The sequence below is a fragment of the Arthrobacter sp. B2060 genome, from assembly GCF_059090445.1.
Window position 1 is genome coordinate 135339 of the sequence record NZ_JBNHFR010000001.1, and the last position, 16721, is coordinate 152059.

General features: G+C 67.5%; 10 protein-coding genes, 2 tRNA genes and 1 pseudogene. 9 read left to right on the plus strand and 4 right to left on the minus strand.

What is annotated here, in order from left to right:
* Nucleotides 1-31 precede the first annotated feature (31 nt).
* On the minus strand, nucleotides 32-1969 hold the full coding sequence (locus AC5RUM_RS00685) for an FAD/NAD(P)-binding protein (protein ID WP_494033139.1): 1938 nt from the start codon (nucleotides 1967-1969) through the stop codon (nucleotides 32-34).
* 61 nt (nucleotides 1970-2030) lie between these two features.
* Between AC5RUM_RS00685 and AC5RUM_RS00690 the strand changes: the two genes are divergently transcribed.
* The 4 genes from AC5RUM_RS00690 (at nucleotide 2031) to AC5RUM_RS00705 (ending at nucleotide 7722) form a co-directional block, all read left to right on the plus strand.
* A complete protein-coding gene (locus AC5RUM_RS00690; protein WP_494033140.1) occupies nucleotides 2031-4268 on the plus strand; it encodes a prolyl oligopeptidase family serine peptidase in 2238 nt (745 codons plus the stop codon).
* A 100-nt stretch (nucleotides 4269-4368) separates the two neighbouring features.
* Nucleotides 4369-4456 (plus strand) — tRNA-Ser (locus AC5RUM_RS00695).
* 111 nt (nucleotides 4457-4567) lie between these two features.
* Entirely contained in the window at nucleotides 4568-6190 is a 1623-nt protein-coding gene (locus AC5RUM_RS00700; RefSeq protein WP_494033141.1) for a phytoene desaturase family protein, read from the plus strand.
* Between the two features lie 50 nt (nucleotides 6191-6240).
* Nucleotides 6241-7722: an MFS transporter gene (locus AC5RUM_RS00705; RefSeq protein WP_494033855.1), complete on the plus strand. Its 1482-nt coding sequence runs from the start codon at nucleotides 6241-6243 to the stop codon at nucleotides 7720-7722.
* On the opposite strand, the gene AC5RUM_RS00710 is transcribed toward AC5RUM_RS00705, so the two are convergent.
* Complete coding sequence (locus AC5RUM_RS00710; protein WP_494033142.1) at nucleotides 7667-9880, minus strand: RecQ family ATP-dependent DNA helicase; 2214 nt, start codon at nucleotides 9878-9880, stop codon at nucleotides 7667-7669. The genes AC5RUM_RS00705 and AC5RUM_RS00710 overlap by 56 nt on opposite strands.
* Before the next feature lie 160 nt (nucleotides 9881-10040).
* On the opposite strand from AC5RUM_RS00710, the gene AC5RUM_RS00715 reads away from it, so the two are divergent.
* The 4 genes and pseudogenes from AC5RUM_RS00715 to AC5RUM_RS00730 all read left to right on the plus strand — a co-directional run.
* The gene (locus tag AC5RUM_RS00715) at nucleotides 10041-11459 is read left to right on the plus strand and encodes a phosphomannomutase/phosphoglucomutase (RefSeq protein WP_494033143.1); all 1419 of its coding nucleotides are present in this window, start codon (nucleotides 10041-10043) and stop codon (nucleotides 11457-11459) included.
* An 8-nt stretch (nucleotides 11460-11467) separates the two neighbouring features.
* The gene (locus AC5RUM_RS00720) at nucleotides 11468-11947 is read left to right on the plus strand and encodes a hypothetical protein (RefSeq protein WP_400579959.1); all 480 of its coding nucleotides are present in this window, start codon (nucleotides 11468-11470) and stop codon (nucleotides 11945-11947) included.
* 48 nt (nucleotides 11948-11995) lie between these two features.
* Nucleotides 11996-12445, plus strand: coding sequence for an RrF2 family transcriptional regulator (locus tag AC5RUM_RS00725; RefSeq protein ID WP_494033144.1), 450 nt, complete (start codon nucleotides 11996-11998; stop codon nucleotides 12443-12445).
* Nucleotides 12446-12460: 15 nt separating this feature from the next.
* A pseudogene (locus AC5RUM_RS00730) lies at nucleotides 12461-13533 on the plus strand (globin domain-containing protein); the annotation flags it as partial.
* 91 nt (nucleotides 13534-13624) lie between these two features.
* Here AC5RUM_RS00730 and AC5RUM_RS00735 read toward each other — a convergent pair.
* Nucleotides 13625-15451, minus strand: coding sequence for a phosphoenolpyruvate carboxykinase (GTP) (locus tag AC5RUM_RS00735; protein WP_494033145.1), 1827 nt, complete (start codon nucleotides 15449-15451; stop codon nucleotides 13625-13627).
* 279 nt (nucleotides 15452-15730) lie between these two features.
* On the opposite strand from AC5RUM_RS00735, the gene AC5RUM_RS00740 reads away from it, so the two are divergent.
* A tRNA-Arg gene (locus AC5RUM_RS00740) sits at nucleotides 15731-15804 on the plus strand.
* Nucleotides 15805-15955: 151 nt separating this feature from the next.
* Here AC5RUM_RS00740 and AC5RUM_RS00745 read toward each other — a convergent pair.
* The gene (locus AC5RUM_RS00745; RefSeq protein ID WP_494033146.1) at nucleotides 15956-16687 is read right to left on the minus strand and encodes a FadR/GntR family transcriptional regulator; all 732 of its coding nucleotides are present in this window, start codon (nucleotides 16685-16687) and stop codon (nucleotides 15956-15958) included.
* Between the last annotated feature and the right edge of the window lie 34 nt (nucleotides 16688-16721).

Sequence of the window (16721 nt, forward strand, 5' to 3'; positions counted from 1 at the left end):
GAAAGACGGCAGAAACTGCGGGAGCGTCGAATCAGAGGGCGAGGATGGCGCGGGCTATCTCGTCGGCGTCGCGCAGGGTGCGCTGGCCGCTGGGGTAGACCGGTCCGGCCTGCGGCACGGCCTCTGCGGCGATGGCCGTTCCCCACTGGTTTGACGAAAGCTGGAGGCCCAGCACGAAGAGCCGCCCGGAGACTTCTCCATTGGCGGCCACCGGGCGGTACGGGTGCGGCCTGACATCCAGCCCCGTGGCCTGGACGGGAGTCCCTTCCACGGTCATCATGGTCCGCGGCCGCACCAGGCCGTCAGCGAGGAGCTGCTGCAGCAGTGGCGACTCGTTGACGGTCACCCGGTTGGCCGGTGCCAGGGCCTCCACCATGGTGCGCGCTGCCGCGGCGCCGCCGGCCACCCACGGTGAGGCGGCCGTGAAGAGCCCGGCCTTCCGGTCCAGGCCAAATTTGGGGTCCGGCCCGACGAAGCTGACCACCCCCGCCCGTGCCAGCGCGGCCAGCTGCTCGGCCCGGAGCGCCGGCGGACCGCTTGCCAGGCCCTCCACGAAGGACTCGAACCAGCCACGCAGGCCGGCGACCCAGGACTCGTCGGTGATGCCGCCGTCGGCCACCACCGACTTCAGCACCGCCCTGCCGTGGTGCAGCGCGCCGATGGTCATTTTCACGGGGTCGCCCTCGCCAAGGGCTGAGCGGCGGGCGTCGTCGAGCAGATAGTCGACGACGGCGGCATCCAGATCGGCACGGGATTCGAAAGTCCGTCCCGCCAGCGGCGCGGCGAGGCTCAGCAGGTCCAGCCTATGTTCAGGGCGGACATGGCTTTCGACGACGGCTCTGACCGTCTCCTCCCACTTCGCCGTGGTATGCGCGTGCGGGTGCAGCGCCTCGTCCAGTTCGTCCAGGAACGCTGCGGGATCGGGCACCGCTCCGGGCTCCGAGCGCATCAGCGTGGAGTAGTAGGCCCACAGGGCATCGCGGTGCAGGAGGGGCCAGAGGTCATGGTCGAAAGCGGGGATGATGCCTGTCGACTCGAATCGCTGCAGCGCTTGCCCGGTGCAGTACCGCAGGGTCACCGACGCCGGGTAGTAGCCCTCCAGCCTGGCTTTGGCCCGGTACGGGGTGCCCCGCCGGGATGCCGCGATGATGAGCGGTTCCTGTCCCGACGGCAGGTATTCGAGGGTGTCTCCGGCGTCAACGAATTTTCCGCCCCGCCCCTCGGTGAGCTGGCCCATCACGTCGAAAAAGTTCAGCCCCATGCCGCGGACCAGCACGGGTTCCCGGGCCGGGACTGCGGACCAATCGACGTCTGCGGGGACGGCGGGCGGAAAGTACCGCAGCCCCAGCTGGGCGGCTGCTGCCTGCAGCTGCCGCTGCTCCGGGCTGAGACGGGAGTCCAGGTGGCCCAGGGCGAACACCACCGAGTCCGCGGTGAACGTGCCGCCGCCGGCCAGTTCGACGTCGAACTTTCCGTCCCCGACTCGCCGCACGGCGGTTGCCGCCGTTTCGTGGAAATCCACGGTGACGCCGTCGGGCAGTACGGCGAGCAGTTCCTCGAGCGTGCAGCGGAGATACCGGCCGTACAGTGCGCGGCTGGGGAAGTCGCGGGACCCGAGGACGGCGAGTTCGGCGCGATCGTCCTCCGTCAGTGCGGGCAGGGGGTCCTGCTGCTGGCGCTGCCGCCAGCGGTCGAACGTCGTGCCGGCCACGGGCGCGGCCAGCTGCGGGTCCTCCGGGATGAGCGTGGGGTAGAACGACTGCGTGTTCATCAGGTACAGGCGCGACTGCCCGGGCTGCCACACATGCCCTGGGCCGGCCGGGTGGGGATCGATCACATCGATGTGGAGGCGGGATCCCGCCCGGACGGCCCCGCCGGCGGCCCAGTTGGCCAGCAGCCGCTCCAGTACGCTGGTACCCCTCGGGCCGGCGCCTATCAGTGCCGTCCGGATACTTTGCGATGTGACCACGGCATCCAGAGTATCGGCATGTGACTTGCTAGCTGAGCCGGGATGTTGTTTGGATGGGGCGATGACCACCACCGCAGCTGATTCTGCCTTCGCGTCCGGCAGCGTTCCCGAGGGAACCGCGCCCGAGCCCACCGACGAAAACATTTGGCTGGAGGACATCTACGGCGAAGAACAGCTGGCTTGGGTCCGCGAGCAGAACGCCCGGACAGAGGACCTGCTGGAGGACGCGGAGTACGCGCGCCTTGAGGGCGGGATCCTCGAAGTGCTGGACTCGACTGACAAGATCGCCATGGTGACCAAGCGCGGCGGCTGGTACTACAACTTCTGGAAGGACCGGGAGAACCCGAAGGGCCTGTGGCGCCGGACCACGTGGGAGAGCTACTGCACCGACGCCCCGGAATGGGATGTGCTGCTGGATGTGGATGCGCTCGCGGCAGAGGAAGGGGAGGAATGGGTTTTCCACGGGGCAAACTTCCTCCGGCCGGAGCCCGGCCAGCCTTACCGGCTGGCGCTGCTGGCCCTGTCCCCCGACGGCGGTGACGCCGACCGCTACCGCGAGTTCGACGTCGAGACCCGCACGTTCGTTGACCCGGCAGCCGGCGGGTTTGACCTGCCGACGGCGAAGGGGAACGTCTCGTGGCTGGATGCGGACACCCTGCTGGTCGCCAGCACCGCCGATGGCCTGCCGCGGACCGCCTCGTCCTATGCGCGCACCGCCGTGAGGCTGCGTCGCGGCCAGTCCCTGGCCGATGCCGCCCGCATCTTCGAGATCCCCGAGGACCACATGATGGCGATCGTGACGCACGACTCCACGCCCGGTTTCGAGCGGACCTTCGCGGTGGACTGGATCGATTTCTTCAACAGGACCACGTCATTGCTGCAGGACGGGTCCTGGACGGCCATCGATGTGCCCACGGACGTTAATCTCAGCGCCCACCGGGACTGGCTGGTCTTCCGGCCGCGCCGCGAGTGGACGGTGGACGGAACCACTTATCCGGCCGGGTCGCTGCTCGCGGCGGACCTTGACCGTTACATTGCCGGCGAGCGCTCATTGACCGTCCTCTTCACCCCGGATGCCCACACGTCCCTGCAGTCCTGGAGCTGGACACGGAACTTCCTGCTGCTCAACCTGCTGCGCGACGTCTCCTCGGAAATCCGCGTGCTCAACCCGTCTGCCGGGTGGTCGTCCTCGGTGTTGGACGCCTGCCCTCCGCTGCACGACGTCAATGCCTTCGCCGTGGATGACGAAGACGACGCCGAGGGCGGCTCCGAGGGTGACCACCGCTCCCCCGGCGGCCCGAGAGGGGCAGGGGACGATTTCTGGCTCGTGGCCACCGGATTCACCACCCCCACCACCCTGACCCGCGGAACCCTTACGCGCGGAAACCCTGCCGGGGACGAGGGCGTGGTGAGCAGCCACACGGTGGTCAAGGCATCGCCGTCGTTCTTCAACGACGCGGCGTACGAGGTCCAGCAGCATTTCGCCGTTTCCGACGACGGCACTCGGGTGCCGTACTTTCAGATTGCGGCGCGCGACCTGGTGCTGGACGGTCAGAACCCCACCCAGCTGTCCGGCTACGGAGGTTTTGAGGTGTCCCGCACGCCGGCCTACAGCGGCGCCGTGGGACGTGCCTGGCTGGAGCGCCGGACCGCCCCATCCGACGGCGTTGCGCCCCACAGCCGCGGCGGCGTCTATGTCGTGGCCAACATCCGCGGCGGCGGCGAATATGGGCCGTCCTGGCATCGGGCGGCGCTGCAGGAAAACCGGCACCGGGCCTTCGAGGACTTCGCCGCGGTGGCGAAACACCTGATCTCGCGGGGCGTCACGAGCCGGGAACGCTTAGGCTGCGTCGGCGGCTCCAACGGCGGCCTTCTCGTGGGAAACATGCTGACCAGGTACCCGGACCTGTTCGGCGCGGTGTCCTGCGGCGTTCCCCTTCTGGACATGAGGCGGTACACCAAGCTGTCCGCGGGGCATTCGTGGATCGCCGAGTACGGTGACCCCGAACTCCCGGAGCACTGGGACTTCATCCGGACCTTCTCGCCCTACCACCTGCTGAAGGACGGCGTGGACTACCCGGAAACCTTCATCTGGACAGCCACCTCCGATGACCGGGTGGGCCCGGTGCAGGCCCGCAAGATGGCCGCCCGCATGCAGGCCATGGGCATCCCCAACGTCTGGTTCCACGAGGCACTCGAGGGTGGGCACGCCGGCGCTTCGGACAACAGGCAGGCCGCCGCGCTGCAGACCCGGAGCCAGCACTTTCTCTGGAAGTCGCTGGCCGGCGGGACCGCCTGACAGCCAGCGGCGCACACCCGAGCCCACAGGGCCGCGCGGTGCGCCGTTTTGCACTGCATGGCCGGTTCTGCGTATCCTTGGTTGGCTAGTAATAGCGAATGGAGACGTGCCAGAGCGGCCGAATGGGCTTCACTGCTAATGAAGTGTGGGGCACAACTCCACCGGGGGTTCAAATCCCCCCGTCTCCGCGTTTGGCCCCGGTCCCCGGACCGGGGCCTTTTGCGTACCCGGACACTTTTTTCCGTCCGGGTAGCGGACGCGTGGCGCCGTCGTGACGTCCCGGGTGGCAGGATGTTCGCATGACCGGCAACGAGGCATTCGACTCCATCGTGGTGGGCGGCGGACACAACGGGCTGGCGGCCGCCGCGTACCTGGCGAAAGCTGGCCAGCGCGTGCTGGTGCTGGAAAAACTCGGGCAGTCCGGCGGGGCGGCCGTCTCGGCCCAGGCGTTCGACGGCGTCGCGGCCCGCCTTTCGCGCTACTCGTATCTGGTCAGCCTCCTGCCGCAGCAGGTCATCGATGACCTCGGGCTGCGGATCCGGCTGGCCCGCCGGCGGATTTCGTCCTACACGCCGGACCCGTCGCGTCCGGGGCGGGGCCTCCTGATCGACAATGGCGATGCCGCATCCACCGCGGCATCGTTCGCCGCCATCGGCGCTCCGGAGGGCGAGGCGGAGGCTTTCGACAGCTTCTACGCCAGTTGCCGCGAGCTCACCGCGGCGCTCTGGCCCACGATGACGGCCCCGCTGCGGACGCGCTCGGAGGCACGGACGCTGGCCTCGGCTGCCGGCGCCGCGGAGGCCTGGGACGCCGTGATGGAGCGGCCCATCGGCGAAGCCATCGTCGGCGCCCTGCAACATGACCTGGTGCGCGGCACTGTCCTGACCGATGCCCTGATCGGCACGTTCGCCCGGGCCGGGGACACAGACCTCCAGCAGAACATTTGCTTCCTGTACCACCTGATCGGCGGCGGCACCGGCGACTGGGACGTGCCGATCGGCGGCATGGGGGCGGTGTCCGCGGAGCTGGAGCGGGCCGCCCGTGACGCAGGTGCCACCGTGCTCACCGGCGCTGAAGTGACGGCAATCGATCCCGCCGGACGCGTGAGCTACCGCCGCGCCGGCGGGCAGCACGAGGCCACAGCGAGCTGGGTGCTCGCCAACGTTGCCCCTGCCGTCCTGGACCGGCTGCGGACGCGCGGTACTGGATCCGGGAGCGCATCGGATGCGAGGCCTGCACATCCGAATCAGGCCCGGGAAGGCGCCCAGGTCAAAGTGAACCTGCTGCTCACCCGGCTCCCGCGCCTCCTCGACGACGCTGTTGGCCCCGAGGCCGCGTTCGGCGGGACCTTCCACATCAACGAGTCATGGGACCAGCTCGACCGGGCGTATCTGACGGCCGAATCCGGATCCGTTCCCGAGCCGTTGCCCTGCGAAATTTACTGCCACTCGCTGACGGATCCCAGCATTCTGTCTCAGGAGCTTCAGGATGCCGGCGCTCACACCCTCACGGTGTTCGGCCTGCACGTCCCGGACCGCCTCATCACCGGGGAGAATAACGATGCCCGGCGGGCGGAGCTGCAGGCCGCCGTGCTCAGGTCCCTGAATACCGTACTTGCCGAGCCCATCGAGCCCCTCATCATGACTGCACCGGATGGCAGCCCGTGCATCGAAACCAAAACAACACGGGACATCCAGCACGCGCTCGGAATGCCGCGGGGCAACATTTTCCACGGCGGCCTCGACTGGCCATTCGTCGAGGACGGCAGCCCGCTGGACACCCCTGCCCGCCGCTGGGGCGTGGCCACGCGCGATGAGCGCATCCTGCTGTGCGGCTCCGGTGCGCGCCGGGGCGGGGCTGTCAGCGCCATCGGAGGGCACAACGCCGCCATGGCTGTCCTGGAAATGGCCCGCGGCTTATGAGCGGCGGCGCCGACGGCCGTGATGTGTCCGCGGCCAACGCGTCCGGGAGCATGCCGGCGGGGTCCCATCCGGCGGCCCCCGAAGCGTGGAACCCGCGGCTGGCCCTGCTCGTGGCCGCGACGTTCTTCATGGAGTTCCTCGATGGCACGGTGCTGGTCACCGCCATCCCCAGCATCGCCGGCGACTTCGGCGTGGCGGCTGCCAGCGTAAACATCACCATGACGGCCTACCTGATGACCGTGGCGATGGGCATACCGCTCAGCGGCTGGCTCGCCGAACGGTTCGGAGCTCGCAGCATCTTTTGCGTGGCCATCGCACTCTTCACCGTTGCATCCCTGCTCTGCGCCCTGAGCCAGGACCTGACCATGCTGACACTAAGCCGCATCCTGCAAGGGGCCGGCGGGGCCATGATGGTCCCTGTTGGAACACTCGTCGTGCTCCGCGGGACGCCCAAGTCCGAGCTGCTGCGGGCCACCGCCTACCTTGTGTGGCCCGGGCTCCTGGCACCCGTGCTGGCACCGCTCGTGGGCGGGGCGCTGACCACGTACCTGTCCTGGCACTGGATCTTCCTCGTCAACCTGCCGCTGGGCGTTGCAGCCTTCCTGGCCGCCCTCCGCCTCGTGCCCAGGGTCGCCGGTGACCGGAAGCGCAGGCTCGACTGGCTGGGGCTGGCCCTCACCACCTTCGGCGTGGGTGCCTTGGTGGTGGGCCTGGAGCTGGCGAGCAGCCATCCGGAAGGGCCGTGGACCCTGCTGAGCGTGGTGTCCGGGACGGCAGCCCTGGGGTCCGCCGTGCTGTGGATGCTCCGGGCGGCGAATCCGCTGTTCGACCTCACAGTGTTTTCCACCAGGACGTTCCGGGCAACGAACAGCGGCGGCTTCATCTACCGGTTGACCATCAGCGCCGTGCCCTTCCTCCTGCCGCTGATGTTCCAGGAGGGCTTCGGCTGGAGTCCCCTGCACGCAGGCATCATGGTGGCGGCAGTTTTCATCGGAAACATCGGCATCAAACCGGCCACCACGCCGCTGATCCGGCGTTTCGGGTTCAAGCCCGTGCTCGTCTTTGCGTCGCTGGCGTCGGCGGTAACCTTCGCACTCTGTGCCCTGCTCTCTGAGCACACGCCGGAACCGCTGATCTTCGCGCTCCTCGTGTGCAGCGGCGCGTTCCGCTCGATCGGGTTTTCCGCCTACGCCTCGGTCCAGTACGCGGACATCGTGCCCGCTCAGCTGACCTCGGCCAACGCGGTCTCGGCCACACTCGTTCAGCTCTCCACCGGGGCAGGCATCGCCGTGGGGGCCCTCCTCCTTCGAGTGTTCGACTCGGCTCCTTTGCTTGCTAGCGGCATAGGCGGGATGCTGGGTGCCTCGCCGGATACCGGGGTGGCCCCCTACCGCGGAGCTTTCCTTTCCATCGCCCTGCTGATGCTCCTCAGCACGGCGGACAGCCTCATGCTGCACCGCCACGCCGGGGCACAGGTCAGCCGGCCTGGGCGAGCACCAGCGGCAGAACGGCCCCGGCGCCGGCCCGCCTGAGGGCGCGGCCGGCCACGGTGACGGTCCAGCGGCTGTCCACAAGGTCGTCGATGAGCATCACGCTCTGGCCTCCAATCCCTGCCAGGGCAGGCTCCAGGCCGGGGCCCACAACAAGCCGGTCCCATACCCCTGCCAGCCGGTAGGCGCTGTTGCCGCCGCGACCACCCGTCGGTCCGCCATGCTCCATGTCCAGCTGGCCCAGGTACGGAATGCGGCCGATCTCCGAGATGCCCCGGGCCAGCGATTCCACGAGCGCCGGCTTTCCGCGCGACGGCAGGCTGACGATGGCCGCCGGCCGCCCCACCCCGCTCCAGCCCGGACCGCGCGAGTCACCGGCGCCCCATTCGCGCAGCACCTGGACGCAGGCCTGCAGCATGCCCGCGTCCACGGGGCGGTCCGGGGCGCCAGCTGCGAAGAGCTCTCGGAGCGCCCCGCCCCAGCCCAGGTCCGTCAGCCTGGCCAGCACACGGCCTTCTGACAGGCTTTCGTCGGGCTTGATCTTTCCCTTGACGGGCACGCCCAGCCGGTCCATACCACTGGGCCACTGCAGCCGCGGCTCCAGCACCATACCGGCACGACTGAGGGTCTGCCCGGCGGCCTCGGTCGCCGACGACGCGACATCGAGAGGGAACCACCGGCCGGCGCAGTTGTCGCACCGGCCGCACGCCGCGGCAGTCTCGTCGTCGAGCACCGACGTGATGTACTCCATGCGGCATCCGGCGGTGTCCTGGTAGATAACCATGGAGTCCTGCTCGTCCACCCGGGCTTCCGCGATCCGGCTGTAGCGTTCGGCGTCGTAGATCCAGGGCTGTCCGGTGGAACGCCACCCGCCGCCCACGCGCTCCACGGCGCCATCGACCGCCAGCACCTTCAGCAGCAGCTCAAGCGGAGTCCGGCGCAGGTCCACGCGTGCTTCCAGCGCCACCGTGGACACTGCCGTCCCGGCCTCGGCCAGTGCCGTCAGCACCGCCGTGGCTTTCTCCTCCGAAGGCATGGAGGCCGTGGCGAAATACTGCCAGATGTCCCTGTCCTCGGACCCGGGCAGGAGCAGCACATCCGCATTGGCGGCGCCGCGGCCGGCACGGCCCACCTGCTGGTAGTACGCCACCGGAGATGACGGCGCGCCGAGGTGGACCACGAAGCCGAGATCGGGTTTGTCGAAGCCCATGCCCAGCGCTGACGTGGCCACGAGTGCCTTGACCTCGTTGTCCTTGAGGAGCTGTTCTGCCCGTTCGCGGTCAGCGGGGTCGGTGCGGCCGGTGTAGGCCAGCACCTGGTGACCGGCCTCGGCCAGCAGCCGGGCGGTATCCTCGGCCGCCGAGACGGTCAGGGTGTAGATGATGCCGCTTCCCGGCAGATCCGCCAGATGGGTCAGCAGCCAGCCGAGCCGTTCGCGGGAATCCGGCAGGGTGAGCACTCCGAGCCGCAGGGACTCCCTGCCCAGGGAGCCCCGGATGGTGAGCACGCCGTCGCCCAGCTGCTCTTCAATGTCGTGGACCACGCGGGAGTTGGCTGTGGCTGTGGTGGCCAGCACCGGAACCGTATCCGGAAGCTGAGTGATGAGGTCCGCGATGCGCCGGTAGTCGGGGCGGAAGTCGTGTCCCCAGTCCGAAATACAGTGGGCTTCATCGATGACCAGCAGGCCGGTGCGGCGGACCAACTCGGGCAGCTGGTGTTCCCGGAAGGAAGGGTTGGTGAGCCGCTCGGGCGAAACGAGCAGAACGTCCACCTGGTCCTCCGCGAGCTGCTCGCGCACAGTGTCCCACTCGAGCTGGTTGGCCGAGTTGATGGCGACGGCCCTGACCCCGGCACGGGCTGCGGCGGCAACCTGGTCCCGCATCAGTGCGAGCAGCGGCGAAACAATGAGCGTGGGGCCGGCCCCGCGCCGGCGGAGCAACAGCGACGCCACGAAGTACACGGCCGATTTCCCCCAGCCCGTCCGCTGCACCACCAATGCCCGCCGGCCGCCGTCGACCAGGGCCTCGATCGCCTCAAACTGTCCGTCATGGAAGTCGGCGCCGGGGTTCCCGACGAGGTCCCGCAGCACCTCCAGCGCCTGGCCGCGGGATCCCGGAACCGGTGTTCCGGTCCTGGAGGACGTGCCGGATGGAGTGCTGGATTCGGACGGAAGAACTGCGGCGTGCTGGTTATTGGCCATTGATTCAGTATCCCAGTCCCCTCAGACACCCCAAAGCGCGCTTCCGGCCATGTGGACAACCCACGCGCCGACCCGGCCGGGAGGTCAGCCGCCGCCTGCTGCGCATTTCCGTGACTCCTCCTCTCTGGCCCACTGGGCGCTGCAACGTAAGATAAATCCCGTGACTAGCAACCAGACCAATACTTTTGACCTTTCAGCCTCGTTCAAGGCGTATGACGTCCGCGGCATCGTGGGCGATTCCATCACCGCTGAAATCGTCGAAGCCGTGGGGGCCGCCTTCGTTGACGTGCTGGAACTGGAAGGCCAGACGGTCCTGGTCGGCGGTGACATGCGCCCCTCCTCCCCCGAGTTCAGCAAGGCCTTTGCCAGCGGCGCCGCCACCCGCGGGGCAAACGTCCAGCTGCTGGACCTCATCTCCACGGATGAGCTCTATTACGCGTGCGGCTCCCTCAACGCGGCCGGTGCGACGTTCACGGCAAGCCACAACCCGGCCGAATACAACGGCATCAAGATGGCCAAGGCAGGCGCCGTGCCCATTTCCTCGGAATCAGGGCTTAAGGAGATCCAGGCCCTGGCCGAGCAGTACCTCAACGCAGGCTCCATCCCCGCCGCCGCGAACCGCGGCCAGATCGGCGTCCAGGACGTCCTCAAGGGCTATGCCGAATACCTGCGCACGCTCGTGGACCTCTCCGGGTCCCGCCCGCTGAAGGTCGTGGTGGATGCCGGCAACGGCATGGCCGGACTCACCACCCCCGCAGTCCTCGGCGACACCCTGCTGCCGAAGCTGCCCCTCGACATCATCCCGCTGTACTTCGAGCTGGACGGCTCCTTCCCGAACCACCCGGCCAATCCCCTGGAGCCGGAAAACCTGCGCGACCTTCAGGCCGCCGTCGTCGAGCACGGCGCGGACATCGGACTGGCCTTCGACGGCGATGCCGACCGCTGCTTCGTCATCGACGAAAAGGGCCAGCCCGTCTCGCCGTCGGCCATCACCGGAATGGTTGCCCGCCGTGAGATCGCACGCGCCAAGGCCCAGGGTGAGGAAACACCCACCATTATCCACAACCTGCTGACCTCCCGTGCGGTGCCAGAGCTCGTGGCGCAGGAGGGCGGCCGGGCCGTCCGCACGCGCGTGGGCCACTCCTTCATCAAAGCCGTCATGGCCACGGAAGGCGCGGTGTTCGGCGGCGAACACTCCGCCCACTTCTACTTCCGCGACTTCTGGAACGCAGACACCGGCATGCTCGCCGCGATGCACGTGCTGGCCGCCCTGGGCGAGCAGGACGGCCCGCTGTCCGAGCTCGGCCGCGAGTACGAGCCATACGTTTCCTCCGGCGAGATCAACTCGGAGATCGAGGACAAGGCCGGCGCCGTGGAGCGCGTCCGCGCTGATTTCGCCGGGGAGGACGTCACCGTGGACACCATGGACGGCAGCACGTTCACGGCAGTGGACGGCAGCTACTGGTTCAACCTTCGCCCGTCCAACACCGAGCCGTACCTGCGCCTCAACGCCGAAGCCACCGACCACGCCACCATGGAGCGCGTCCGCGACCGCGTGCTCGCCCTGGTCCGCAGCTAGGACCAGCAGTGGCAGAAACAGCACCGCAGCCTGGGCAATCCTGGCGGACATCAGTTCCGGAGGCTACCGCCACCGATCTGGAAAACCTGCTGGGCACCGGCATGGGGGCCGCCCAGGAGCAGTTGGAGCGCAACGGCGGTTTCCTGCCGTTCGCGCTCGTGGTGGAGAACGACGGCGAAGTCCGTCTGGTGGCGGTCTCGCCGGCAGATTCCGCGAGCGGCTCCAGTGACGAGTTCGATGCCGACGGCATGATCCGTGACATCACCGAACTCCTGCGCCAGAACCGCGAAGATTTCCGGGCTGCCGCGATCGTCTGCGACATCACGCTGGTAGAAGAAGGCTCCGATGCCATCCACGTGGCAACGGAACACCGCGACGGTGCCGTCTTCGCTGCCGTCCTGCCCTACGCTGCGAAAGAGTCCACGCGGGAATGGGAATTCGGCGAACTCAGCGCGGACACGAATGAACCAGTCATCTGGGTGGACTAGCCCGGGCATGTGCGGAGGTCAGTTGGACGGCATCATTAGGCTTAGGTCATGAAGATCAATGCCTTCGCGGACGTCAGCCTGCGCGCCCTCATGGTGCTCGCAGCCGCGCCCGAGGCCGACCTCCTCACTACCCAAGCCGTGGCGGACGCCGTGGGCACGCCCTACAACCACGTCAGCAAGGCCATGGCCAAGCTGCGCATGCTGGGACTGATTGATGTTGAGCGCGGGCGCAACGGCGGCTCGCGGCTGAACGCCGCAGGGCGCAATGTCACGGTGGGGCAGGTCCTCAGGCAACTCGATACCCGCGAGGACCCTGCGGACTGCATTGGACCGGGAGGCCAATGCCCGCTGATTCACGGCTGCCGCCTGCGGGGCGCCCTGGCCCGCGCCCGAGAGGCGTTCTACCGCGAGCTTGATGACGTCGTGGTCGCTTCCCTGCCCGCTTCTCACCAGATGGGGCCGGTCTTCGAGGGGATCGGCATGCGCCCGGGCCTCTAGCAGGCTTCCTGCCTCTCCCGACTGTTCGCGGCCCACCCCGAACTCCTCGATGGTCTGTTCAGCCGCTCCAACCAGCGCTCGGGCAACCAGCAGCAGGCCCTCGCCGGCAGCATTGCCGCCTTCGCCACGCACCTCGTCAACAACCCGGGCACCCTCCCCAAGACGGTCCTGTCCCGGATCGCCCACAAGCACGCCTCACTGGGTATCACCGAACCGCAGTACCAGGTGGTCTATGAGCACTTGTTTGCTGCCATCGCCGAAGATCTGGCCGGTGTCATCACGCCCGAAATCGCGGAGGCCTGGACCGAGGTCTACTGGCTCATGGCGGATGCCCTGATCAAGCTGGAGAAGGGGCTTTACGCGGCACAGGCCAACGGTAAGATGTGGACCCCGTGGCGCGTTGCCGCAAAAGCGCCCGCAGGCACGGGGCCATGACCTTCACCCTCGAACCCGCGGACGGCACTCCGGTCACCGCCGCGCTTCCGGGCCAGTATGTCAGCGTGAAGGTCCAGCTTCCGGATGGCCTCCGCCAGGTCCGCCAGTACTCCCTCTCCGGCGACGCCGGAACCAGCCGCACATTCACCACGAAGCTGGACGACGGCGGCGAGGTATCCCCGGTGCTGCACAACGGCGTCGAGGTCGGCGACATCCTGGAGATTTCCAACCCGTACGGCGAGATCACGCTCAAGGACGGCGACGGCCCGGTGGTCCTGGCCTCGGCCGGGATCGGCTGCACGCCCACGGCGTCCATCCTCCGCTCTTTGGCCGACGCCGGCACAGACCGCGAAGTCCTGGTGCTGCATGCCGAAAGCACACTGGACAGCTGGGCCCTGCGCGGGCAGATGACCGAGGATGTGGCCCGGCTGGAAGGCGCCAACCTCCAGCTTTGGCTCGAGCAGCCGCAGGCCGGCTCCAAGGCCGGCTTCATGTAGCTGCGCGAAGTGGACCTGCCGGCCGACGCGTCCCTGTACCTCTGCGGCCCGCTGCCGTTCATGATGAAGATCCGCAGCGAGGCAATCGATGCCGGCATCCCCGCCACAAAGATCCACTATGAGGTCTTCGGCCCGGACATCTGGCTGGCCAATTAGCCGGAGAAACGCTCCCGCAAAGAACGACGGCGGCCCCGCACTTTTCGCTGAAAGGTGCGGGGCCGCCGTCGTACTGTCTTGCGGGTGGGGACTAGCCCAGGCGGGCCTTCAGACCCTCAAGCTCCTGCTGGAGGGCAACCGGCAGCGAGCTGCCGAAGTTGGCGAACCATTCCTCGATGGATGCCAGCTCGGTCTGCCACTCGGCGGGATCCACGTGCACGGCTTCCTCCACCTGCTCCGGGGTCATGTCCAGTCCGGTGAGGTCGATGGAGTCACCGGTCGGCACGAAACCGATCGGGGTCTCAACCGCGTCAGCCTTGCCTTCGAGGCGTTCGATGGCCCACTTGAGGACACGGGCGTTGTCGCCGAAGCCGGGCCAGGCGAAGCCGCCCTCGGCCGTGCGGCGGAACCAGTTCACCAGGAAGATCTTGGGCAGACGCTCCGGGTTGGCCTTGGCGGAGAGGTTCACCCAGTGGTTCAGGTAGTCCCCTGCGTCGTAGCCGATGAACGGGAGCATGGCCATCGGGTCGCGGCGCACAACGCCAACGGCGCCGGCTGCTGCAGCCGTGGTCTCCGAGGAGAGCGTGGCTCCCATGAAGATGCCGTTGGACCAGTCGCGGGCCTCGGTGACCAGCGGGATCGTGGTCTTGCGGCGGCCGCCGAAGAGGATGGCGGAGAGCTCCACACCGTCGGGGTTGTGGTATTCCTCGGCAAGCATGTCGATCTGGTCGATCGGCGTGCAGAAGCGCGAGTTGGGGTGTGCAGCTGGCTTGTCGGAGTCGGGCGTCCAGGAGTTGCCCTGCCAGTCGGTGAGGTGGGCGGGCACTTCCTCGGTCATGCCTTCCCACCACACGCCGCCGTCGTCGGTCAGTGCGACGTTCGTGAAGATGCTGTTGCCCTTGGCGATGGCGCGCATGGCATTGGGGTTGGTGCCCCAGCCGGTGCCGGGAGCGACGCCGAACAGACCAGCCTCGGGGTTGACGGCGCGGAGCTCGCCCTCCTTGCCGAAGCGCATCCAGGTGATGTCGTCCCCGAGGGTCTCCACCTTCCAGCCATCGATGGTCGGATCCAGCAGCGCCAGGTTGGTCTTGCCGCAGGCGGACGGGAAGGCCGCGGAGACGTAGTACGTCTTCTTCTCCGGCGAAGTCAGCTTGAGGATCAGCATGTGCTCGGCCAGCCAGCCCTCGTCATGAGCCATGACGGAGGCGATGCGCAGCGCGTAGCACTTCTTGCCCAGCAGGGCGTTTCCGCCGTAGCCCGAACCGAACGACCAGATGGAGCGCTCCTCGGGGAAGTGCACGATCCACTTGTCGGGGTTGCAGGGCCAGGGGACGTCGGCCTGGCCAGCCTCCAGCGGAGCCCCGAGGGAGTGCAGGGCCGGAACGAAGAACGCGTTGGTCTCGGTGATCCGGTTCAGCACGTCGGTGCCGATGCGTGCCATGATGCGCATCGAGGCGACAACGTAGGCGCTGTCCGTGATCTCCACGCCGAACTTGGGGTCCTCGGCGTCGAGGTGTCCCATGACGAACGGGATGACGTACATGGTGCGGCCGCGCATGGAGCCTGCGAACAGGCCGCGCAGCTTCTCCTTCATCTCAGCCGGGGCCATCCAGTTGTTGGTGAAGCCGGCGTCGTGCTCCTTTTCGGAGCAGATGAAGGTCTGCTCTTCAACCCGGGCCACGTCGGCAGGGTCGGAGAACGCAGCGAAGGAGTTGGGGAACAGTTCCTGGTTCAGCCGTTTCAGGGTGCCCGCAGCGACGAGTTCGTCGGTCAGCCGGGTGTTTTCTTCCTCAGAGCCGTCCACCCAGTGAATCCGGTCCGGCTGGGTCAGCCCAGCGACCTCTTCAACCCATGCCAGTAGACCGGCATGTGTGGTGGGTGCTTCTTCAAGCAGCGGCAGTCGCGCCAGATGGCCCATTTCGGTTCCCTTCTTCGGGTTCAGTGGTGTGTCCTAAATGTTATTTCCAATGGTCTGGCCCATTTCGTGGTCAGACATCTGACATTCACCTGCTCCAGAGATAAAAACCGCGGAAACTCAAGAATCAGCGATTGAGACTTTCCTAAATTGGTGACGAAGGTCACATAGACCGGTCTAGTAGCGGATATTACATGCCACTCGATTTGGAACTAAGGCCGTCCTCGCGTAAAGTTATTCGAGGTTCGGGGCGAGCGGAAAGTTCGCAAAGGACCGGAAGATGCGCCCATAGCTCAGCTGGATAGAGCGTCTGTCTACGGAACAGAAGGTCAGGGGTTCGAATCCCTTTGGGCGCACAGAATGAAGATCCGCACCGGGAAACCGGTGCGGATCTTCTGCGTTAAGGCGTGATTGACATGCTGTGACCCGCCGGCAGCGCGTTTCCATGGCCCGCCGGCCGAGGGCGCCCGCCGCGTCGAGGGGCCGAGTGACCGCCCTGCCTTGGGGCTACTCCCCTACTGCCTCCCTTATACGCCGGCGGATACCGTCGAAGTGGCGGGTCAGCAGTTCGGTAGCCTTAGCTTTGTCGCCGGCAGCGACGGCCGTGTAGATGCTGCGGTGCAGCGCGGCCAAGGCAACGCGGTCTTCGCTGCCCGGTCCGATCTCCGTGTGGATCTTGCGGTACACCCTCCAGAAAACGCCCAGCAGGTTGAGCAGCAACTCATTGTTCAGGGGCGCAAAGAGCCTGCTGTGAAAATCGGAGTCAGCCTCAACGAAGGTCTCGCCGGCGGCCGCCAGTTCCTCCATCCGGGCCACGGACGCCTCGACGGCGGCAAGGTCCTCCGCGGTCATGACGTCCATCGCGCTGCTGATAAGCCCCGATTCCAGGGCCTGGCGCACGTCCACGAGCTGCAGCGCTTCGAGGCCGTGGTGCCGCAGCGATAACCTGGCCCGGAACATGAGCCCGTCCGCGAGCGCCTCGAAGTTGCTGGGCGCCACGAACATGCCCAACCCATGGCGGATCTCAATGACGCCGAGGGCCTGCAGCACCTTGAGCGATTCCCTGAGCGTGTTCCGCCCTACGCCCAGGGCGACGCACAGCTCGTTCTCGGTAGGCAGGGCATCCCCGGGTTCGAGGTCGCGGTCGAGGATGAGTTCCATGATGTCCGACTGAAGGGCGCGAAGGCGGGCCTGGGCGCTGAACCGTGCGGGCGGAACGCTGTCGACAGGCGGCGGCATTGGAACTCCTTTGCGAGGCTGTTTTCCACGGTAT